The organism is Sphingopyxis sp. 550A, assembly GCF_053569535.1.
In genome coordinates, this window is sequence record NZ_CM131615.1 from 3,036,139 (window position 1) to 3,057,566 (window position 21,428).

19 protein-coding genes are annotated in these 21,428 nt (G+C 64.9%); 9 read left to right on the top strand and 10 right to left on the bottom strand.

From position 1 onward, the window contains the following. The first annotated feature begins 104 nt into the window (after positions 1-104). From pth to ychF, 3 genes are read left to right on the top strand one after another with little or no spacing between them, the layout of a single operon-like run. Positions 105-674: an aminoacyl-tRNA hydrolase gene (gene pth, locus ACVENA_RS14575; RefSeq protein WP_257549580.1), complete on the top strand. Its 570-nt coding sequence runs from the start codon at positions 105-107 to the stop codon at positions 672-674. Beyond that, the gene (locus tag ACVENA_RS14580) at positions 671-1,090 is read left to right on the top strand and encodes a GNAT family acetyltransferase (RefSeq protein WP_449325942.1); all 420 of its coding nucleotides are present in this window, start codon (positions 671-673) and stop codon (positions 1,088-1,090) included. Before pth ends, ACVENA_RS14580 begins: the two co-directional genes overlap by 4 nt. Before the next feature lie 3 nt (positions 1,091-1,093). Continuing rightward, positions 1,094-2,191: a redox-regulated ATPase YchF gene (ychF, locus tag ACVENA_RS14585; RefSeq protein WP_449325943.1), complete on the top strand. Its 1,098-nt coding sequence runs from the start codon at positions 1,094-1,096 to the stop codon at positions 2,189-2,191. A gap of 217 nt (positions 2,192-2,408) precedes the next feature. Here ychF and fabG read toward each other — a convergent pair whose 3' ends face one another. From fabG to ACVENA_RS14610, 5 genes are all read right to left on the bottom strand, one after another. Continuing rightward, entirely contained in the window at positions 2,409-3,149 is a 741-nt protein-coding gene (gene fabG / locus ACVENA_RS14590) for a 3-oxoacyl-[acyl-carrier-protein] reductase (protein WP_449325944.1), read from the bottom strand. 11 nt (positions 3,150-3,160) lie between these two features. Further along, positions 3,161-3,616 carry a GxxExxY protein gene (locus ACVENA_RS14595; protein ID WP_449325945.1) on the bottom strand — a complete coding sequence of 152 codons (456 nt, stop codon included), beginning with the start codon at positions 3,614-3,616 and terminating at the stop codon, positions 3,161-3,163. Positions 3,617-3,661: 45 nt separating this feature from the next. Then, the gene (gene fabD, locus ACVENA_RS14600) at positions 3,662-4,600 is read right to left on the bottom strand and encodes an ACP S-malonyltransferase (protein WP_449325946.1); all 939 of its coding nucleotides are present in this window, start codon (positions 4,598-4,600) and stop codon (positions 3,662-3,664) included. A 114-nt stretch (positions 4,601-4,714) separates the two neighbouring features. Next, positions 4,715-5,542 (bottom strand): LD-carboxypeptidase, encoded by an 828-nt coding sequence (locus tag ACVENA_RS14605; protein WP_449325947.1) that lies wholly within the window; start codon positions 5,540-5,542, stop codon positions 4,715-4,717. Between the two features lies 1 nt (position 5,543). Beyond that, the gene (locus ACVENA_RS14610) at positions 5,544-5,774 is read right to left on the bottom strand and encodes a hypothetical protein (protein WP_449325948.1); all 231 of its coding nucleotides are present in this window, start codon (positions 5,772-5,774) and stop codon (positions 5,544-5,546) included. Positions 5,775-5,819: 45 nt separating this feature from the next. Between ACVENA_RS14610 and ACVENA_RS14615 the strand changes: the two genes are divergently transcribed. The 4 genes from ACVENA_RS14615 to rplI all read left to right on the top strand — a co-directional run bounded on the left by ACVENA_RS14615 (position 5,820) and on the right by rplI (position 8,800). Further along, complete coding sequence (locus tag ACVENA_RS14615) at positions 5,820-7,199, top strand: Mur ligase family protein (RefSeq protein ID WP_449325949.1); 1,380 nt, start codon at positions 5,820-5,822, stop codon at positions 7,197-7,199. Positions 7,200-7,549: 350 nt separating this feature from the next. Next, positions 7,550-7,915 carry a 30S ribosomal protein S6 gene (rpsF, locus tag ACVENA_RS14620; RefSeq protein WP_257544208.1) on the top strand — a complete coding sequence of 122 codons (366 nt, stop codon included), beginning with the start codon at positions 7,550-7,552 and terminating at the stop codon, positions 7,913-7,915. 11 nt (positions 7,916-7,926) lie between these two features. Next, positions 7,927-8,151 carry a 30S ribosomal protein S18 gene (rpsR, locus tag ACVENA_RS14625; RefSeq protein WP_037554562.1) on the top strand — a complete coding sequence of 75 codons (225 nt, stop codon included), beginning with the start codon at positions 7,927-7,929 and terminating at the stop codon, positions 8,149-8,151. A 13-nt stretch (positions 8,152-8,164) separates the two neighbouring features. Continuing rightward, positions 8,165-8,800, top strand: coding sequence for a 50S ribosomal protein L9 (gene rplI / locus ACVENA_RS14630; protein WP_257544215.1), 636 nt, complete (start codon positions 8,165-8,167; stop codon positions 8,798-8,800). Positions 8,801-9,085: 285 nt separating this feature from the next. On the opposite strand, the gene folE is transcribed toward rplI, so the two are convergent. Beyond that, complete coding sequence (gene folE, locus ACVENA_RS14635; RefSeq protein ID WP_257544217.1) at positions 9,086-9,682, bottom strand: GTP cyclohydrolase I FolE; 597 nt, start codon at positions 9,680-9,682, stop codon at positions 9,086-9,088. Positions 9,683-10,118: 436 nt separating this feature from the next. Here folE and ACVENA_RS14640 point away from each other — a divergent pair, with 436 nt between their 5' ends. Further along, on the top strand, positions 10,119-13,154 hold the full coding sequence (locus ACVENA_RS14640; protein WP_449325950.1) for a TonB-dependent receptor: 3,036 nt from the start codon (positions 10,119-10,121) through the stop codon (positions 13,152-13,154). Between the two features lie 111 nt (positions 13,155-13,265). Here the strand turns inward: ACVENA_RS14640 and ACVENA_RS14645 are convergent, their stop codons facing one another. Then, on the bottom strand, positions 13,266-15,860 hold the full coding sequence (locus ACVENA_RS14645) for a TonB-dependent receptor (RefSeq protein WP_449325951.1): 2,595 nt from the start codon (positions 15,858-15,860) through the stop codon (positions 13,266-13,268). A 282-nt stretch (positions 15,861-16,142) separates the two neighbouring features. On the opposite strand from ACVENA_RS14645, the gene ACVENA_RS14650 reads away from it, so the two are divergent. Beyond that, positions 16,143-16,748 (top strand): cytochrome b, encoded by a 606-nt coding sequence (locus ACVENA_RS14650; protein WP_449325952.1) that lies wholly within the window; start codon positions 16,143-16,145, stop codon positions 16,746-16,748. Between the two features lie 23 nt (positions 16,749-16,771). On the opposite strand, the gene ACVENA_RS14655 is transcribed toward ACVENA_RS14650, so the two are convergent. The 3 genes from ACVENA_RS14655 to ACVENA_RS14665 are packed head-to-tail and all read right to left on the bottom strand — an operon-like array spanning position 16,772 to position 21,416. Further along, complete coding sequence (locus ACVENA_RS14655; protein ID WP_449325953.1) at positions 16,772-18,421, bottom strand: AMP-binding protein; 1,650 nt, start codon at positions 18,419-18,421, stop codon at positions 16,772-16,774. Further along, positions 18,418-20,010 (bottom strand): AMP-binding protein, encoded by a 1,593-nt coding sequence (locus ACVENA_RS14660; RefSeq protein ID WP_449325954.1) that lies wholly within the window; start codon positions 20,008-20,010, stop codon positions 18,418-18,420. Before ACVENA_RS14660 ends, ACVENA_RS14655 begins: the two co-directional genes overlap by 4 nt. Further along, positions 20,007-21,416, bottom strand: coding sequence for an aldehyde dehydrogenase family protein (locus tag ACVENA_RS14665; RefSeq protein ID WP_449325955.1), 1,410 nt, complete (start codon positions 21,414-21,416; stop codon positions 20,007-20,009). Before ACVENA_RS14665 ends, ACVENA_RS14660 begins: the two co-directional genes overlap by 4 nt. Positions 21,417-21,428: the final 12 nt, after the last annotated feature.

A 21,428-nucleotide genomic window follows, 5' to 3' on the forward strand; every position in this document is an offset into this window, starting at 1 on the left:
CAAGATAGCACCGGCCGGTGATGGGTCCCCGCCTTCGCGGGGACACGGCTGCTTTATTCGACAATGCTATCGTCATCGCTCTCGCGGCGGGGAAAGGCACTGTCATGCAGCTCTGGGTCGGCCTCGGCAATCCCGGGCCCCAATATGCGATGCACCGCCACAATGTCGGCTTCATGGCGGCCGACGTCATCGCCGACACGCACGGCTTTTCCACTCCGGTGAAGAAATTCCAGGGCTGGATTCAGGACGGCCGTATCGGCCGCGAGCGTGTCCTGCTCCTGAAACCCGGCACCTTCATGAACGAAAGCGGCCGCAGCGTGCGCGCCGCGATGGATTTCTACAAGCTGACGCCGCAGGACGTCACCGCCTTTTACGACGAGCTCGACCTCGCGCCGATGAAGGTGAAAGTGAAGCGCGGCGGCGGCGCGGCGGGGCATAACGGCATCCGCAGCATGATCGCCCATATCGGCGACGATTTCCGCCGCGTGCGCATCGGCATCGGTCACCCGGGGCACAAGGACCGCGTCACCGGCCACGTCCTCGGCAATTATCACAAGAGCGAAATCGAGCCGCTGACCGACCTGCTCGGCGCGATCGCCGCCGAAGCGGGCTGGCTCGCCGACGGCGACGACGTACGATTCCAGAACGATCTGGCGCTGCGGCTGCAGCCGTGACGGCGGTCCGCGCCGCGACGCCCGTCGATCGCGACGCCGTGATCGCTCTGTGGCAAAGCTGCGACCTCACCCGGCCGTGGAACGACCCCAGCGCCGATTTCGACCGCGCGCTGGGCCACGACGCCTCGACGATCCTGCTCGCCGAAGCAGAAAGCGCGATCGTCGGGACGGTCATGGTGGGGTTCGACGGGCATCGCGGCTGGGTCTATTATCTGGGCGTGCGGCCCGACTGGCGCGGGGGCGGGATCGCGCGCAGGCTGCTCGACGGCGGCTGCGACTGGCTTGCCGCGCGCGGCTGTCCGAAGGTCGAATTGATGGTTCGGGATGGCAATCCCGCCGCGGGGCTCTATGAGCGCCTCGATTGGGAATATCAGCCGGTGCGCGTCTTTGCGCGATGGCTTGGTCAAAAGGGTTAGAAAATGGGTTTCAAATGCGGGATCGTCGGGCTGCCCAATGTCGGCAAGTCCACCCTGTTCAACGCGCTGACCGAGACGCAGGCGGCGCAGGCGGCGAATTATCCCTTCTGCACGATCGAGCCGAACATCGGCAACGTCGCCGTGCCCGACGCGCGGCTCGACAAGCTCGCCGCGATCGCGGGCAGCCAGAAGATCATCCCGACCCAGCTCGCCTTCGTCGATATCGCGGGGCTGGTGCGCGGGGCGTCGAAGGGCGAAGGTCTCGGCAACCAGTTCCTCGGCAACATCCGCGAGGTCGACGCGATCGTCCACGTCCTGCGCTGTTTCGAGGATGACGACATTCAGCATGTCGAGAACAAGGTCGATCCCGTCGCCGATGCCGAGACGGTCGAGACCGAACTGCTGCTCTCCGATCTCGAAAGCCTCGAGAAGCGCGTCCCCGCCTTTCAGAAGAAGGCGACCGGCGGCGACAAGGAGGCCAAGGCCGCGGCCTCGGTGCTCGGCCAGGCGCTCGATCTGCTGCGCGCCGGCAAGCCCGCGCGGCTGACCGAGCCCAAGGACGTCGAGGAAGAGCGCATTTTGAAGCAGGCGCAGCTTCTGACCACCAAGCCCGTCCTCTATGTCTGCAATGTCGAAGAGGGTAATGCCGCGACCGGCAACGCCCACAGCGAAGCCGTCTTCGCGCGCGCCAAGGCCGAAGGCGCGCAGGCGGTGATCGTCTCGGCGGCGATCGAGAGCGAATTGGTCGGCATGGACGCCGACGAGCGCATGATGTTCCTAGAGGAGATGGGCCTCCACGAAACCGGGCTCGCGCGCGTGATCCGCGCCGGCTATGAATTGCTCCATCTTCTGACTTTCTTCACCGTCGGGCCGAAAGAAGCGCGCGCCTGGACCGTCCACAAGGGCGCGAGCGCGCCCGAGGCGGCAGGCGAGATTCACAGCGATTTCCAGAAGGGTTTCATCCGCGCCGAGACGATCGCTTTCGACGATTATGTCACGCTGGGCGGTGAGGCCAAGGCGCGCGAAGCGGGCAAACTGCGCGCCGAGGGCAAGGGCTATGTCGTGCAGGATGGGGATGTGATGCACTTTTTGCATAGCTGACACCGACTTCGCCCCAAAAGGGCGCAGGGCGGCTTTGAAGTGGGAAGCTGCCCCTCCCCACCTTCGTCATTCCCGCGAAAGCGGGAACCCAGTGTGGGGTTAGCCGACGCACGCTCTGGGTCCCCGCTTTCGCGGGGATGACAAAGTTAGGAGATGCCGGGCGGCCGCTTCCGGTCGTTAGCAGCCGTTCAGTCGCGAACGTCCCAACGTCGCGATGTCACGACAGCATCGCCATCCCGCCGTTCACGTGCAGCGTCTGCCCGGTAACATACCCAGCTTCCTTCGACGCGAGATAGACGACCGCCGCGGCGATATCGCTCCCCTCGCCCATCCGTCCCGCCGGGATGCGCTGGTTGAGCGCTTCCTTCTGCGCGTCGGGCAGGTCGTCGGTCATCGCGGTGGCGATAAAGCCCGGCGCCACGCAATTCGCGGTCACGCCGCGGCTCGCCAGTTCCTGCGCCAGCGCCTTGGTCATGCCGGTGACTCCCGCCTTCGACGCCGCATAATTGGCCTGCCCCGGATTGCCCGTCGCGCCGACGACGCTGGTGATCGAGATGATGCGGCCGAACCGCGCCTTCATCATCGGCTTCGCGGCGGCGCGCGCGAGGCGGAAATTCGCCTCGAGGTTGATGCGGATCACATCCGACCATTCCTCGTCCTTCATCCGCATGATCAGATTGTCGCGCGTGACCCCGGCATTGTTGACGAGAATATCGAGCTGACCCAGCGCCTCGAGCGCCGACGGCACCAGCGCATCGACCGCCGCGGCATCGCCGAGGTTGCACGGCAAGGCAACATGATCGCCGCCAAGGCTGTCGCGAAAGACCCCCAGCTTGTCGGCATTGGATCCCGACACCGCCAGCCGCGCGCCCTGCGCCGCAAGCGCCTGCGCGATGGCCGAACCGATGCCCCCCGAAGCGCCGGTAACGAGGGCGGTCATGCCGGTGAGATCGAACATAGTCTTGTTCCTTATTTCTGCATCCGGGTATCGGATGTCGGTATAGAATGATTTTCGCGCAGAGACGCAGAGAGCGCAGAGTCCTTATGGTCGTTCACGAGGCGGCGTATGCCGTCCTTCAGGGTAGCCTGACCAAAGTTGATCAGCAGTCCAACGGGCAAATGAAGCAACTTCAAATAAGTGAGAACCTGCTTTGAATGAACAGGATGCACAGCGTCGGTTGACTTGATTTCGACCACCAGCCGTTCGTCGACCAATAAATCGACACGGGCGACCTCGGTAAATTCAACTCCATCGAAAATGATGTTGATCGGCCATTGCCGATCAACCTTATATCCCATTGCAGCCAATCGTCCGGCCAGAAGCGTCTCATAGACGCTCTCCAGCAGCCCTGGTCCGATTTCACTGTGCAAGCGCATCGCAACGCCGATCACATCATGCGAAATCTGATCGATATGTTGCGTCATAATCTCTGCGATCTCTGCGATCTCTGCGCCTCTGCGCGAATCTTTTCAAAGAGTTTTCAGCAGCGCTTCGATGTCATCCATCGAAATGACGCTCACCGTCTCGACCTCGCCCGATGCGCTGCGCTTGACCATCGGCGACAGCACCTTGCCGCCGAATTCGATGAACTGGCCGACGCCGATGTTCTCCATCGCGCCGACACTCTCGCGCCAGCGGACACGGCCCGTTACTTGCTGGACGAGCAGGTCGCGGATCGTGCCGGCGTCGCTGACCGGGCTCGCGGTGACGTTCGCAACCACCGGCACCAGCGGCGCGGCGGGCGGGTTCGCGCCGAGCGCCTCGGCCATCGCGTCGGCAGCGGGCTGCATCAAGGGGCAATGGAAGGGCGCCGATACCGGCAGCAGGACGCCGCGCTTGATTCCGAAATCCTTGACCAGAGCGACCGCGCGCTCGATCGCGCCCTTGTGGCCCGAGATCACGACCTGCGACGGATCATTGTCGTTGGCAACGGTGCAGACCTCGCCCTCGGCGGCCGCGTCGGCGAGCCTTTGCGCGGTGTCGATGTCGGCGCCGAGCAGCGCCGCCATCGCGCCGACGCCGACCGGCACCGCCGCCTGCATCGCCTGCCCGCGCGTCTTGAGCAGCCGCGCCGCCGTCGCAAGGTCGAAGGCGCCGGCCGCGCACAGCGCGCTATATTCGCCGAGGCTGTGGCCCGCGACATAGGCGGCCTTGGCGGCGAGCGTCACGCCGCCCTCCTTCTCCAGCACGCGCAGCGTCGCGACCGCATTCGCCATGATCGCGGGCTGGGCGTTTTCGGTGAGGGTCAGTTCATCCTCGGGGCCTTCACTCATCAGCTTGAAGAGATTCTGCCCGAGCGCCTCGTCGACTTCCTGAAACACTTCGCGCGCCACCGGCGACGCATCGGCGAGCGCCTTGCCCATGCCGACCGCCTGGCTGCCCTGACCCGGAAAAATGAATGCGCGCATGGCCCTGCCTCTCTTCATTCGTCGTCCCAGCGAAAGCTGGGACCGTTGGCTTTCCCGCTCCAGCGATCCCAACTTGCGCTGGGATGACGGAAATGGATGGCCGCGCCTATTCTTTCACCCCGCGCGATGCAAGCCGAAGGGCACGACCTTGTTCGCCGCGTCGTGCCCGATGTCGGCGCGGCCGAGCCATGGGACGCCGGTGCGCGCGCACCAGTCGCGGGCGATCTCCTCGGCTTCCATGCCGAACGGCCGGTCGTTCTCGGGCACATCGCTGACGCGCCCCAGTCGCAGCCCGGCGAGTCCGCGCGGTGCCAGACAGGTCGCGACATGGAAAAAGGCGCGGTCGAAGGCGTAGAGATATTCGCTCACCTCCTCGACCAGCAGCACATGCCCCGCAAGATCGGGTTCGAGCGGCGTGCCGAGCAGCATCGACAGCGTCATCAGGTTGAACGCCGCATGGCGCGCGCCATGCTCCAGCCCCGCCTCGCACGCCGCCGGATCGCGCGCGACGAGCCAGTCGAGCGCGCGCATCACCGCCGCATCGCCGCCCGCGCGGCGAATGTCGGCGACCATCGGGCCGTGCGCAACATGATCGAAGCCGTCGCGATAGAGACACCCCAGCAGATTGCCCTGATCCGAATAGCCGAGAAACGCCTTGCCCCGCGCGACCGGGGTCATCGCCGCGACCGCGTCCTCGGCGATCCGGCACGCGCCATAGCCGCCCCGCGCGAACCAGATCGCGTCGATGTCGGGGCGGTTCGCCATTTCGACCAGCGCGGCGAAACGATGCCCGTCCTCGCCCGCGAAATGGCCGTGGACCGCGAAACATTGCTCGTCGAAGATCAGCTCGACGTCGGGATAGCCGATCGCGGCGATCGCGCGCACCGCTTCGGCATCGTCAGGCAATATGGGGGTGGAAGGAGCGACGATTCCGATACGCATTTTAATTCTTCCAAGCTGTTCCCAGCTCTTGATCGAACCACATTTCTGTATCGTAGCTCACGCCGGTTGTTGTCCGGAAATCTAGATAGTTTGGATATTCTGACTTCATCCAAGCATAAAACGAACCAAAACTCAGTTCATCACTTGACCGCCCCGTTTGTTCAGGAAGCTTCTGCCACAAGCTTACCATGTGCCTGATGCCTCGTTCCGCCTCGGCCTTTTTCATTGTCACTGCACCATCCTTGCCAAGCGTTCGCCAAGCCCATATCGCGCCGCCATGTCGGAAAACAAATCCTATTTCTTCTGCGGCATCGGCGGGTCGGGCATGTTGCCGCTCGCGATGATCGTGGCGGCGCGGGGCGCCACGGTCGCCGGGTCGGATCGCAGCCGCGATCAGGGGCGCACGCCCGGCAAGTTCGACTGGATCGAACGGCAGGGTATCGCCCTCTTCCCGCAGGACGGCAGCGGCGTCGCGGCGGGCCAGACGCTCGTCGCCTCGGCCGCGATCGAGGACAGCGTGCCCGACATCGCCGCCGCGAATAGGCTCGGCCTCGCACGCCTGACCCGCGCCGACCTTAATGCGGCGCTGTTCAACGACGCCGCACAGGCCATCGGCGTTGGCGGCACCAGCGGCAAGTCGACCGTCACCGGCATGATCGGCTGGATATTGGAACGCGCCGGCCGCAAGCCGACGGTGATGAACGGCGCGGTGATGCGCAATTTCGCGAGTCCCGACACGCCTTTCGCCAGCGCGCTCGTCGGCGACGCCGCCACTTACATTAGCGAAGTCGACGAAAGCGACGGCTCGATCGCTCTCTACCGCCCCGATGTCGCCGTGGTCACCAACATCAGCCTCGACCACAAGAGCCTGGCCGAACTTCATCAGCTCTTCGGCGACTTCGCGGCGAAGGCACGCGTCGCCGTCGTCAACGCCGACGATACGGAATCGGCTCCGCTGCTCGGCGGCGGCAATGTGATGCGCTTCGGCTTTTCCGAGATGGCGGCGATGCGCGGCAGCGATTTCGAAGCCTTGCCGGACGGCTGCCGCTTCACGGTCCATTTCGCGGGCGACACCCATGACGTCCACCTGCGGATGCCCGGCCGCCACAATGCCGCCAACGCCCTCGCGGCCATCGCGGCGGCGCGCGCCGTCAATGTGCCGGTCGCGGAAGCAGTCGCGGCGCTCGCCGAGTTTGCGGGCCTCGCGCGCCGCTACGAAGTGCTCGGGCAAGCAGGCGGCGTCACCGTCATCGACGATTTCGCGCACAACCCCGACAAGGTCGCCGCGACGCTCGCTGCGGTTGCCGAGCTGCCGGGCCGTGCTCTGCTGTTCTTTCAGCCGCACGGCTATGGCCCGCTCCGCCAGATGGGCAGGGAACTTGCCGCGAGTTTCGCCAATGGGATGCGCGACGGCGACAAGCTCTACGTCAGCGACCCCGTCTATTTCGGCGGCACCGTCGATCGCAGCACCGGCAGCGAAGCGCTGGTCGCCGCCATCGTCGGCGCGGGCGCCGAGGCCGTCCACCTTACCACCCGCGCCGAATGCGGCGCCGCGATGCTGGAAGAGGCGCGGCCGGGCGACCGCATCCTGATCCTCGGCGCGCGCGACGACACGCTGACCGAGTTCGGGTACGATCTGCTGGAGAAACTGACATAATTCCTTCTCCCCTTGCGGGAGAAGGATACGGAGCCTTGCGCCGCAGGCGCTAGGCGCAGTTGGATGAGGGGTTGCGAGCCTTTGGCTCGCGCGGTCCCGCGGACCGCCGCCCCCTTACCCAGCTTCGACTAGCCAGCAAGCTGGCAAGTCTTCACCACCCTCTCCCGCAAGGGGAGAGGGGACTCTGCTTGATTTCCGCCCGCGAATCTGTATAGGCGCCCGCATTCGGGGCGAGGCCTTGTGCCTGTCGCCCCGTTTGCTTTGCACGAACAGGCAAAGCCGGACGACAGCCGGAGGGGTTTCGCGATCGGCGCGGAATCAGCGATCGGCCAAATCGAAGGACGCGAACCATGCCGTTTTACGAGCATGTCTTTATCGCGCGTCAGGATCTGAGCCAGGCTCAGGTCGACGCGCTGGCGGAAACCGTCACCAACGTCATCGGCGAGTATAAGGGCACGGTCCACAAGACCGAGACCTGGGGCCTCAAGCAGCTCGCCTACAAGATCCAGAAGAACCGCAAGGGTCACTATGTGATGCTCTCGGCCGAAGTCACCGGCGAAGCGATCGCGGAGATCGAGCGTCAGGCTGCGATCAACGAAGACATCATCCGCTGGCTCACCATCAAGGTCGACGAACTCGAAAAGGGTCCGTCGGTAATGATGCGCAAGCAGGAACGCCGCGGCGGCCGTGGCCGTGACCGCGACGGCGAAGAATAAGGAACAGCACCATGGCACGACCCTTTTTCCGCCGCCGCAAGACCTGCCCCTTCAGCGCGAAGGACGCACCGGTCATCGATTACAAGGACGTCCGCCTGCTCCAGGGTTACCTGTCGGAGCGCGGCAAGATCGTCCCGTCGCGGATCACCGCGGTATCCACCAAGAAGCAGCGTGAGCTGGCGAAGGCGATCAAGCGCTCGCGCCACATCGGCCTGCTCCCCTACATCGTGAAGTAAGGAGGGCAGCGTCATGGAAATCATCCTGCTCGAACGTATCGAGAAACTGGGCGGTATCGGCGATGTCGTCACCGTCAAGAACGGCTTTGCCCGCAACTTCCTGTTGCCCAACAACAAGGCGCTGCGCGCGAACGACGCGAACCGCAAGCTGTTCGAAGCCAACCGCGCGAAGATCGAGGCCGATAACGCCGAACGCCGCACCGCCGCCGAGGGTCGCTCGAAGGACATCGACGGCAAGCAGGTCGTTCTGATCCGCCAGGCGTCGAACACCGGCCAGCTTTACGGCTCGGTTTCGGTGCGCGACATCGTCGACGCGCTGGTCGAGGACGGCGCCGCAAACATCACCAAGGCGATGGTCGAGCTCGAACGCCCGATCAAGTCGCTCGGCCTGTTCGACGTCAAGGTCAAGCTGCACCCCGAAGTCGTCGTGACGGTCGGCGTCAACGTCGCCCGCTCGCCCGACGAGGCCGAGATGCAGAAGCAGGGCATCGACGTCATCGCCGCGATGTTCGAGGAAGAACAGGCTGCCGCCGCCGCGGTCGCGCTGGAACCCGACAGCGAGGACGAGTTCGAGGAAGCGACCCCGCCGTCGGAAATCGCCGCCGAGGAAACTCCGGCCGCGGACGCAGAGGAAGGCGAAGAGGCCTAAGGCCGATCTTCTTCCCGCGAGACAGAAAAGGCTCCGGAACCCAGCGTTCCGGAGCCTTTTTCTTTACCTGAAACAGTCGGTGCGGACGCCGACTTCGGGGTGGGGAGCGGCCGTTGAAGGATGGCGCTCCTTTCCCCTCCCGCAAGCGGGAGGGGCAGCGAGACTTACGAACTTTGTTCGTTAGTCGCAGCGGGGTGGGCCCTTGCACCGTTGCTGCCCACCCCCGACCCCTCCCGCCTGCGGGAGGGGAGAGGAGCGCCCGCAATCGGTCGTTTCCAGCCACCCTCAATATCCCATCAGGCTCAGCACTTCCTTGCGGCTGCGCTCGTCGTCGAGGAAGCAGCCGAGCAGGCGGCTGGTCACCATGCCGACGCCGGGGGTGCGGACGCCGCGGCCGGTCATGCAGCCGTGCTGCGCATCGATCACCACCGCGACGCCTTGCGGGTGCAGATTGTCCCAGATGCATTTGGCGACCTCGGCAGTCAGCCGCTCCTGCACCTGCAGCCGCCGCGCGAAACCGTTGAGCACGCGCGCGAGCTTCGAGATGCCCACGACGCGGTCGCGCGGCAGATAGGCGATCGACGCCTTGCCGGTGATCGGCGCCATATGATGCTCGCAATGCGACTGGAACGGAATGTCCCGCAGCAGCACGATCTCGTCATAGCCGCCGACCTCCTCGAAGGTGCGCGACAGGTGAACCGCGGGATCGTCCTCATAGCCCTGGCAATATTCGAGCCACGCGCGCGCCACGCGCCGCGGCGTGTCGATCAACCCCTCGCGCGCCGGATCGTCCCCGGCCCATTCAATCAGCGTCCGGACCGCGTCGAGTACATGACCGGGCACGACCGGTTTGCCGTCCGGGCCCAGTTCCACTTTTGTCATCACCCCGTCCTTACTGTTGCATCGATGCCGCACATTTCGCCATGAAATGGGCGATGCGCAACCCCGCAAACCCAAGAAATTCCTGCGCCGGGCCAAGTTTACGTTGCGGAATCTGTGCTTTTCCAGCTTTGGGACTCACTTGAATTTCCGCGCATTTTCGGCGCAAACAAGTGGCTTGACGCTTTCGTCAACTCGGCGCACCTTCATGGTCATTACAGAGTTCGCTCAAGCGGACCGTAATCCGGAGAGCCCGGCGTAGTCCCCGACGCCGGTGGGAGAGGACGATGACCAGCACAGCTGGCAAGCGGGATATGCCGAGGCACCAGACCGATCCGGTCCGGCGCCCTTTGCCACGTCTGGTCACCATCCCTCCCCTTTAAGCACAAATTCGAGTTTGGGCGGCCCGCGACGCGGGTTCGAAAAAGGGAGGATGTAAATGAAGTTCAAGGGACTGATGGGTTCGTCGATTCTGGCGATGGCGGTGGCGACACCGGCCTATGCGCAGGATAGCGGCGGCTCGACCACCGACGCCTTCGGCGGCGAGATCGTCGTCACCGCACAGCGCCAATCCGAACGTCTGCAGGACGTGCCGATCGCGGTCAGCGCCTTTTCGAGCGAAGCGCTCGAAGCGCAGCAGATCAAGACGCCGTCCGACCTGCAACTGACCCTGCCGAACGTCACCTTCACCAAGACCAACTTCACCGGCGCCAGCTTCACCATCCGCGGCATCGGCGACCTTTGCGTCGGCACGACCTGCGACAGCGCGACCGCGATCCACCTGAACGGCGATCCGTTGTTTTCGACCCGCCTGTTCGAGACCGAATTCTTCGACCTCGAACGCGTCGAAGTGCTGCGCGGCCCGCAGGGCACGCTGTTCGGCCGCAACGCGACCTCGGGCGTGGTCAACGTGATCACCGCGAAGCCGAAGCTCGGCGCGTTCGAAGCCGCTGTCGAGGGCGAATATGGCAATTATGATTCGCTCAAGGGCAAGGCGATGATCAACATCCCCCTTGGCGACACGGCCGCCTTCCGCATCGCGGGCATCTATCTGAACCGCGACGGCTATACGAAGAACACCTTCCTCAACACCCGCATCGACGACCGCGACCTTTATTCGGTGCGCGGCTCGTTCCGCTGGGAACCGACCCCCGACACGACGATCGACCTGCTCGGCTCCTATTTCCACGAACGGGACCAGCGCACCCGCATCCAGAAGCAGCTTTGCCAGCGCGACCCGACCGGCATCCTCGGCTGCTTGAACAATCGTCTCGACAATTCACCGTTCAACGGCAACGCCACCTTCACCGCGGCGCTGACATCGAAGGAATTCCTGGCGATCCGCGGCATTCCCAATGGAACGGTCACTGCGTCCAACCCGCTAGGTCTCGATTTCTCGCTGGGTAGCCTCTACGGCCCTGACGTCTACGCCAATACGACGATCCCCAACGATCCGCGGACCGTCAACACCGCCTATACGCCGAGCTATTTCACCAGCGAGCTGACGCTGCAGGGACGGATCGAACATAATTTCGGCCCGATCTCGTTGCAGGTGTCCGGCCAGTATCAGAAGGTGAAGCTCGACGCTTCGCAGGACTATAACAGCAATGTAGGCGATCGGTCGCTCTATGCGACGGGCCTTCAGACCCTGCAAAATGCAGCCGATGGCATGTATGGAGCAGGTCTCCAAGCCTATCTCGGGCCGGTTGCGGCGGCGATCATTCCGAACGGCCCGACGGGTCAACTCTGCACCTCGCTGGCGGAGGAAACCGGCCTCGGTTCCTTCGGCGGCAACAAGATTTGCAGCGACCAGTCCTTGCAGTTCGACCGCTCGAATCAGTATAACAGCAGCTGGTCGGTCGAAAGCATCGTGACGAGCGACTTCGACGGCCCGTTCAACTTCCTGGTAGGCGGCATTTATGCCGACTATCACCTGACCGAGAACAGCTATTATGTGAACGCCTTCCCGATCGACTATCTGGCGGGCGTGCTTGGAGCGTTCACCGGCCTGGGAAGTCTGGCCGATGCGGATCCTTCCAATAATCTGCCGCCGGCATTTTTGGGCACGCCCTTCTTTCGCAACAACACCGACGATCTGAAGATCAAATCCTACGGGATTTTCGGCGAAGCCTATTTCGAATTCAACGACCGGCTGAAACTGACCGCCGGCCTGCGCTACAACAACGACAAGAAGAGCGTGCTCGCCCGTTCGACACTGGCAAGCTTCCTCGTGCCCTTCGGCCAGACCGGCTCGGCGTTCGATTCACCCTTTGTGGCGACCTTCGACGCCGACCCCGGCACGCCCGGAAACCAGATTATCCAGGCGCGTAGCGTGAAGTTCAACAAGCTGACCGGCCGCGCGGTGCTCGACTTCAAGCTGACCGACGACAATCTGCTCTATGCCTCCTATTCGCGGGGCTATAAATCGGGCGGCATCAACCCGCCGCTGCAGCCGATTTTCGCGGTGCCTGAATCGTTCAAGCCCGAGCAGGTCGACGCGTTCGAAATCGGGTCGAAGAACACCTTCGGAAATGGCGCGCTTCAGCTCAACCTGACGGCCTTCTACTACAAGTATAAGGATCTGCAGCTCAGCAAGATCGTCGCCCGCACCGCGGTGAACGACAATGTCAGCGCCGATATCTATGGCTTCGAGGTCGAAGGCATGGTCCGGCCGGATCCGGACTGGGTGATCAACCTCGGCTTCAGCTATCTCCACACCAAGGTGACCGAGGACAAGTTCACCAGCAACCAGCGCGATTTCGGCGGGGGTCGCGAGGACGCCGTCATCCTCAAGGACATCACGAACGCCGCCAACTGCGCCGTCGGCTCGAAGACGGGGAATGTCGCGGGGATCAACCAGTTCGTGAACGGCGTCCAGACCCTGATCAACCTCGGGATCGTGCCGGGCGTACAGGGCGGTGCGGGGTTGCAGGGCACGACCGCCTTCCCGGCCGACGGCGGCATCGCCTCGACGGGCGCGTACAGCATCTGCGCGGTGATGGAAGCGGCGGCGGCGGGCGCCTTCGCCAACCTGCCCGCCCCCGTCGCCGGTCTGTCTGTCAATCCCACCGCGCTCGGCGGGGTCGATTATTACTCCGCCGGCATTCCGGTCAATATCAAGGGCAACCAACTGCCGCAGGCCCCGAACTACAAGTTCAGCGCCGGCGTCCAGTATACGGCGCATATGGGCGACATGACGCTCGTCCCGCGCTTCGACCTTGCCTATACCGGCGAAAGCTATGGCAGCATCTTCAACGGCAACGTCAACCGGATCAAGGGCTATGCCCAGGTTAACGCGCAGTTGCAGCTCAACGGCGCCGACGACAAATGGTATGTGAAGGGCTTCATCCAGAACCTGTTCAATTCGAGCAGCGTCACCGGCCTCTACATCACCGACCAGTCGTCGGGTAACTACACCAACATCTTCACGCTCGAACCGCGCCGCTATGGCATCGCGGCCGGGATGAAGTTCTAACGCCACCGGCGGCAGCGCCAAAAAAAGGCCCCGGTCTCTCCATCGAGAGGCCGGGGCTTTTTCTTGTCCGCTGGGACCGGGCGGGACGGCGAACCGCCCCGCGTGCGCACATCAGAATTTGAAGCGGCCGGTCACGCCATAGGTGCGCGGCTGGCTGGGATAGCCCGACACGCTGCCCGACTGGGCGACGGCGTTGAACACCGTCGTCAGATATTGCGCATTGGTGAGGTTGCGGCCCCACACGCCAAGCTCGAACCCGTTGGTCAGCGCAACGGTGAACGAGGCGTTGAGCTGGTTCACCTCGCGCTTCAGATTCTGCGCCACCGTCGCCGGAAGGCCGAGCAGGCCGTCGACGATCTGGGTCGGGCTTTCATACTGATAGTCGACGTGCATGATCGCCTTGGTCCCACCCGCAAATTCGTGGGTGTAGGTGCCGCCCATCGAGACCGACAGGTCGGGGATGCCCGCGGGCTTCAGGCCCGACAGGTCGCCGAAGGCCGATTTGACAAAGCTGTCGTATTTGGGATCGAGCCAGGTCACCGCAAGGTTCAGGTTCAGGCCCTGCACCGGCCGCACCGACCCGTCGAACTCGAGCCCCCAGGTCGACTGCTTGCCCGCATTGGCGAGCGCGAAGCCGGTGCCGGTGAAGACGTTCGACTGGAAGCCCTTGATCGACTGTTTGAACACCGCGAGGTTCAGCGACGCGACCGACCACTGCGCCTTGAGGCCCGCTTCATAGACGGTCGACTCTTCCGGCGCCGCGAAGCGCGTGCCCGCGACGAGGTTCGGCGTGCCGAGACCACCCGAAATGATCGCCGGCAAATCGCTGGCGAGCGGACGGCTGTCGCGCGACAGGTTGACCGAGCTCGCCTTGAAGCCGGTCGCATAGGTCGCATAGACGTTGAGCGTATCGGTCAGCTTATAGGCAAGGCGCGCGCTGTAGCTGAAATCGCCGTCGTTGGTCTTGCCCGGCTCGACGCTGTTCGGAACGTCGAGGAAGGGCGGCAGGAACTGGAACGCCTTCAGCGGATTGAGCGGGTTCGCCGCCGGGTTGTTCTGGTTGGCGTTCGCGAAGGCCTGGAACTGCGCGAAGGTCGCCGCGGTTGCCGGATTGGTCGCAAATGCCAGAACGGCCGCCGGATCGTTCGGATTGACACCCGCCTGCTGCAGCGCGCCGCCGAGTATCAACTGGTTGCGGAACGGCGCATAGACCGGGGCATCGAGGTCGATACCGGAGAAGACGTCGGTGCTCGTCACGTCGGTCGAGAAACGCTTCTTGTCCTTGGTGTAGTTGCCGCCAAGGGTCAGCGTCAGGCGATCGCTGATCTCGAAATCGAGCGTGCCGAAGATCGACCAGGCGGTGTTCTTCATCCGGTAATATTCGTCCATGCCGTCGCCGACGTGGAAGAAGGAATTGCTCGGCGCGCCAAGTGCTGCTTCCAGCGTTCCGACGCTGAGCGCGCCGCCGCTCGCGGCCTGGATTAGCGCATTGCCATAATCCCGGAAATCGCTGCCAAAAGCGATCTGGCTGTGCTGCCTGATCTTCTCGTTGAAATAATAGCCGCCGACCAGGAAGTTGATCGGGCCGTCGAAATCCGACGCCAGACGCAGTTCCTGGGTGAAGGTGTTGATCGCGGTATCGTCGGACTTGCGGCCGATCAGGTCGGCGCTGGTGAAGTCCGAATCCTGGTTGGTGTCGGCGCGCACCTGACGATAGGCGGTGATCGAGGTCAGCGCCATATTGCCGAGATCATAGTCGATCTGGCCCGACCCGCCGTAATTCTCGATCCGGTTCGACGACAGGAAATTGTTGTAGACGCGGTAGGAGAAGGGATTTTCGGCATCGACGCTGGTGCCGCCGGCCAGGAAGTCGGTGATCGGCACGGTCGGGCCGGCGATGACGTTGCCGGCGATGCAGCAATTCTCGTCGATCTTGTCATAGTCGCCGATCAGGCGGATCGACAGCGCGTCGGTCGGCTCGAACAGCAACTGGCCGCGCACGCCCCAGCGGTTGCGGTCGTTGACGTCGGTGTCGAGGTTCAGGTCGCGGGCATAGCCGTCGCGGCGGTTGAAATTGGCGCCGAGCGAGAAAGCGATGGTGTCGCTGATCGGGCCGGTGATGTCGCCCTTGAGGACGATGGCGTCATAATTGCCGTAGCTCGCCTCGACCGAGCCGCCGAACGTATATTGCGGCTTTTGCGTGACGATGCTGATGACGCCCGCCGAGGCATTCTTGCCGAACAGGGTCGACTGCGGGCCGCGCAGCACCTCGATGCGCTCGACATTGGGAAGGTCGCCGATCTGGGCGGCCGAGCGCGAGCGATAGACGCCGTCGATGAACACGCCGACCGAGGGTTCGATGCCGGGGTTGTTCGCGCCGTTGCCGAAGCCGCGGATGATGAAATTGGTGTTCGCGCTCGACTGGAGCTGCGAAACGCGGAGGCTCGGCACCGCCGACTGCAGGTCGATGAGGTCGCGGATCTGCGCGTTCTGGATGTCGGCGGCCGAGGTCACCGAAACCGCGATCGGCGTGTCCTGCAGCGTCTGCGAGCGCTTCGACGCGGTGACGATGATGTCGTTGCCATAGTCGGTGACATCCGACGTCGCGGCCGCCGCATCGTCGGCGGGGGCCTCCTGGGCAAAGGCGAAAGCGGGGGTGGTGGCGCACAGCATGGTGGCGCCCAACAGGATGTTGCGCAAAGTCATGGTGTCTCTCTCCAGACCACCGGAGCGCGGCCCGTCGGGGCCTGTGGAGGGGGAGATGCTCCGGCGGTGACGGTGGCTGTAAGGCTCCGCCGCGCGGCGTCAACGCGCAGGACCGGAACAGGCCCATTTTGCGGGCATTCGTGACTTAAAAGCAACAGTTTACGCTACGGCAATGAGCCCCGACCCGATAGACGCGCGCGAGCGGAAGAGCGGCGACGGCCCGTGCGGCCGGTCCTTGAGATGCCGCATGCATCCGAAATGCCTCCCGCGCGTTGATGCTGCATGGCGACCGTCCCCGAAGCCACGCCGCAGGAGCGGCTGCTGCGCTATGACAATGGCGCGGTGCTGCTGCACTGGCTGACGGCGCTGATCGTGGTGGCGCAGTTCGTCGTCGGTTTCACCTTTGCCGGCATGGAACGCGGCGCGGCGCGTGGCGATCTTTTCACCGTCCACAAGACGATCGGCGCGACGATCCTGGTTCTCGCGCTCGTGCGGCTCGGCTGGCGCCTTGTTCACCCGCCGCCGCCCTTCCCGACCGAATTGCCGCGCTGGGAACGCATCGCGAGCGTCTGGACGCACCGGGCCTTCTATGTCCTGCTCATCGCGCTTCCATTGACCGGGCTGATGGCCGTGTCGGGAGGCGCGAGCGCCGAGGGCAAGACCAGCACCGCGCTGCTTGGCGGCATTCCCCTGCCGCTGGTCCCCGGCGTGTCGGACGATGCCGGCGAAGCGATCGGCGGCATCCACGAACTGCTCGTGTTCGTGACGCTGGCGCTGCTCGTGCTGCACGTCGCCGCGGCGCTCAAGCATCAGATCGAACGTCAGCGCGCCGCAGGGCGGATGCCGCCTTTTCAGGCTCCGGGCGAATCCTCCGTCCCCGCGCCCTGACTTTCCGCGATCGTCGGCGCGCCTTATCCCTTCAGCAGTTCCAGCGTGCGCTCGCGCATCGCGAATTTCTGCACCTTTCCGGTCACCGTCATCGGAAAGCCGTCGACGAAGAGGATGTGGCGCGGAATCTTGAAATGCGCGATGCGGCCCCGGCAATAGGCGCGCACAGCATCCTCGTTCATTGCCGCGCCTTCGCGCAACAGGATCCAGACGCACAATTCCTCGCCATATTTCCGGTCGGGAATGCCGACGCCCTGAACGTCGAGAATGTCGGGATGAGTGAGAAGATATTCCTCGACCTCGCGCGGATAGATATTCTCGCCGCCCCGGATCACCATGTCCTTGATGCGCCCGACGATCCGGCAATAGCCCGCCTCGTCGATGGTCGCGAGGTCGCCGGTGTGCATCCAGCCCTCGGCGTCGATCGCTTCGGCGGTTCGCTCGGCGTCGTCCCAATAGCCGAGCATCACCGAATAGCCGCGCGTGCAAAGCTCGCCGGTCTCGCCGCGCGCGACGATGTTGCCGCCAAGGTCGATCAGCTTGACCTCGAGGTGCGGCTGGACGCGCCCGACGGTCGATACGCGCAGGTCGAGCGGATCGCCCGGATCGCTCTGGAAGCTGACCGGGCTGGTTTCGGTCATGCCATAGGCGATGGTGACCTCTTCCATATGCATCCGGTCGATCACCTCGCGCATCACCGCCATCGGGCACGGCGACCCCGCCATGATCCCGGTGCGCAGCGACGACAGGTCGAACCGGTCGAAATCGGGATGGTTCAGCGCCGCGATGAACATCGTCGGCACGCCGTAGAGCGCGGTGCAGCGCTCGGCCTCGACGGTTTCGAGCACCGCCTGCGGATCGAACGCCTCGGCCGGATAGACGATCGTCGCGCCGTGGACGACGCAGGCGAGGTTGCCCATCACCATGCCGAAACAATGATAGAGCGGCACCGGGATGCACAGCCGGTCGGCGGCGGACAGCCCGATCCGCGCACCGACGAACGCCCCGTTGTTCAGGATATTGCGGTGCGACAGCGTCGCGCCCTTCGGAAAGCCGGTGGTGCCGCTGGTGAACTGGATATTGACCGGCCCATCGGGATCGATCGCGATATCCGCGAGCGCGCCGGTGGCGTCGCTGGCAAGCGCCGCGAACGGCAGGCAACCGGCGTGGGGCGCGTCGCCGAGCACCACGACGAGCCGCAGGTCGGGAAGGCGCGCGGCGCGCAGTTGACCCGGCGCCGCCGTCGCCAGTTCGGGCGCGAGTTCGCCGAGCATCGCCACATAATCGCTGCTCTTGTGGGACGGCGCGAAGATCAACGCGGCGCAGCCGACCTTGTTCAGCGCATAGTCGAGTTCGGCGACGCGATAGGCGGGGTTGATGTTGACGAGGATCAGCCCCGCCTTCGCGGTCGCGAACTGGACGATCGCCCATTCGGCGCAATTGGGCGCCCATATGCCGACGCGGTCGCCCGGCTTCAGCCCGCGTTCGAGCAACCCCGCCGCGACCGCATCAACCCGTGCCTTGAGCGCGCGCCACGTCCAGCGCACGCCCTGATGCCGGACGACCAGCGCCTCGCCCTCGGGATCGCGAAGCACGGCCTGGTCGAAGCAATCGCCGATCGTCCTATCGAGGAGCGGCGGAGTGTTCTCGCCGCGAACGAAGCTGTCGGTCATCCGTCCGCTTTCCCGAACTCTGCATCGCGCAATTCCTTGCGCCGGATCTTGCCGCTGACCGTCTTGGGCAGGCTGTCGACAAACTCGATGCGGCGCGGATATTTATAGGGCGCCGTCGTCCGCTTCACATGATCCTGCAACGCCGTGACGAGCGCGTCGGACGGGCGGTGGCCCGCCGCGAGGACGACGAAGGCCTTCACCACCTCGCCGCGCGTCGGGTCGGGGCTGGCGACGACGGCGCTTTCGGCGACCGCTTCATGCTCGAACAACACGCTCTCGACCTCGAACGGCCCGATGCGATAGCCCGAAGAGAGGATGACGTCGTCGGCGCGGCCGACGAACCAGAAATAGCCGTCGGCATCGACCGTCGCGCGGTCGCCGGTCAGATACCAGCCGTCCCTGAACACGCTCGCGGTGCGGTCCGCGTCGCCGCGATAGCCGAGGAACAGGCCGGGCGGGCGGCGTTCGCCGACGCGCAGCGCGATGTCGCCCTCCTCGCCCGGCGGCAGGATGTCACCGTCGTGGCCGATCACCGCCAGATCGATTCCGGGAGTCGGGCGCCCCATCGCGCCCTGCCGCGCCGCGCCGGCGCGGTTGCAGCAGAGCAGCACGGTTTCGGTCTGGCCATAGCCGTCATGGATATCGAGCCCGGTCGCCTTCTTCCACAGGTCGATGACCTCGGGATTCAGCGGCTCGCCGGCGCTGACGCAGTGGCGGAGATGGGGGAAGGATCGTCCGTCCAGATCGGCGCGCACGAACATGCGATAGGCGGTCGGCGGCGCGCACAGCGTCGTCACCGGATGCGTTTCGAGCAGGTCCATCGCGGCGACGGGGTCGAAGCCCGGCGCATGGTGGACGAAGATCGCCGCGCCCATCAGCCACGGCGCGAACAGGCTGCTCCACGCCGCCTTCGCCCAGCCGGTATCGGACATGTTCCAGTGCAGGTCGCCGGGGCCGAGATCGAGCCAGAAGCGGCCGGTGATCTCGTGCGCCAGCGGATAGCCCGCGCCGTGGATCGTCATCTTGGGCTGGCCGGTGGTGCCGCTGGTGAAATAGCAGAGCGCGGGATCGTCGAACGCGGTGTCGGCGATCTCGGCCAGCGGTTCGGCGGTCGCCTTGGCCGCGCTGTAATCGATCCATCCGGCGCGAGCGCCGCCGATGTGGATCAGCGGAATCGCGGCATCGACGGGGGTTTCATCGACGCGCGGCGCGACATCGACCCCGGCGACGATGCAGCGCGCCTCGGCCGCGTCGCAGCGATAGGCGATATCCTTGGGCGTGAGCTGGACGGTGCCGGGCGAGGCGATCGCGCCGAGCCGCAGGCAGGCGAGCATCAGCTCCCACCACTCGATCTCGCGCGACATCAGGATCAGCACCGTGTCGCCGCGCCCGACGCCCGCGGCGCTGAGCACTGCGGCGGCGCGCGCCGCATGATCAGACAATTCGGCGAAGCTGCGATCGACGACGGTGCCCGCGCCGTCGGTCCACAGCATCGCGCGATCGCCGGGTCTTTCGCTCGCCAGCCGGTCGATCGCGTCGCGCGCGAAATTATAGCGCGGCGGCGGGTTCCACTCGAACGCCTCGCTCATCCGCCGCGCGCCACGTTGATGACCGACAATTGCGTATATTCGGCGAGGCCTTCCTCCGCCTGTTCGACCCCGAGGCCGGAGGATTTGACCCCCGCCATCGGAATATGCGGGCCGATCGCGACATGCTGGTTCACCCACACCGATCCGCTCTCGATGCGCTCCGCGACCGCCAGCGCGCGATCGACGTCGCGCGACCACACCGACGCGCCGAGGCCATAGGGCGACGCATTGGCGCGCGCGACGACATCGTCGACGTCCGAAAAGCGGATCACCGGCAGGATCGGGCCGAACTGTTCTTCGTCGACGATCTGGTCGCCGTCGGTGACGTCGCGGACGATCGTCGGGCGCAGGAAATAGCCCGCGCGGTCCATCGCCTCGCCGCCCGCGACGATGGTGCCATCCTTGCGCGCGCTTTCGAGAAAGGCCTTCACCTTCTCATATTGCGCCTTGTTCTGGATCGGACCGATCTGCGCGCCCTGCGCCAGCCCGTCGTCGACCACCGCCGCCTCGGCCAGCCGCGCCAGTTCCTCGCACATCGCATCATAGATGCTGTCGTGGACATAGGCGCGCTTGATCGCGAGGCAGACCTGCCCGCAATTGAGGAACGCCGCGTTGAAGATGCCCTGCGCGGTGGCGCGAACGTCGACATCGTCGAGCACGATCCCCGGATCGTTGCCGCCGAGTTCGAGGGTCAGCCGCTTGAGCCCGTCCGCAGCGCTCGCCATGATCTTCTTGCCCGTCGCGGTCGATCCGGTGAAGCCGACCTTGGCGATGCGCGGATCGGCGGTCAGATAGCCACCGAGGTCATTGGCATCGACGATGATGTTGACCACCCCCGGCGGGAAGATTTTCTGGCACAGCTCGCCCAGCATCAGCGCGGTCACCGGCGTCGTCGGCGCGGGCTTGAGCACGATCGTATTGCCCGCAATCACCGCCGGTCCGATCTTCCAGCAGGCGACGAGCAGCGGGAAATTCCAGGCGATGATCCCTGCGACGACGCCCAGCGGCTTGCGGCGGACCTGGATCAGTCCGTTCGCATCGTCCTGGATCGTCCGTTCGGCGATCTCCAGCGTCGCATAATGGCGCAGATAGCCGTCGGTCCAGGCGAGTTCCCCCTGCGCTTCCGCGAGCGGCTTCCCCTGTTCCTGCGTCAGCGCCCGGGCGAATGTGTCGGCGTTGGCGGCGATCGCGTCGGCCAGTTCGGCGACCTTCGCCTGCCGCTCGGCCAGCGGCACCTCGGCCCAGGCGGGAAAGGCCGCCGCCGCCGCCTCGATCGCCTCGTCGGCCTGCCGCTCCGACGCGCGCGCGACGGTCGCGAACACCTCCTCGGTCGCGGGGTTGATGACGTCCATTTGGTGATCGCCATCGACCAGCCGTCCGCCGATCAGCATCTTGTATTCAGACATGCCTCTCTCCGA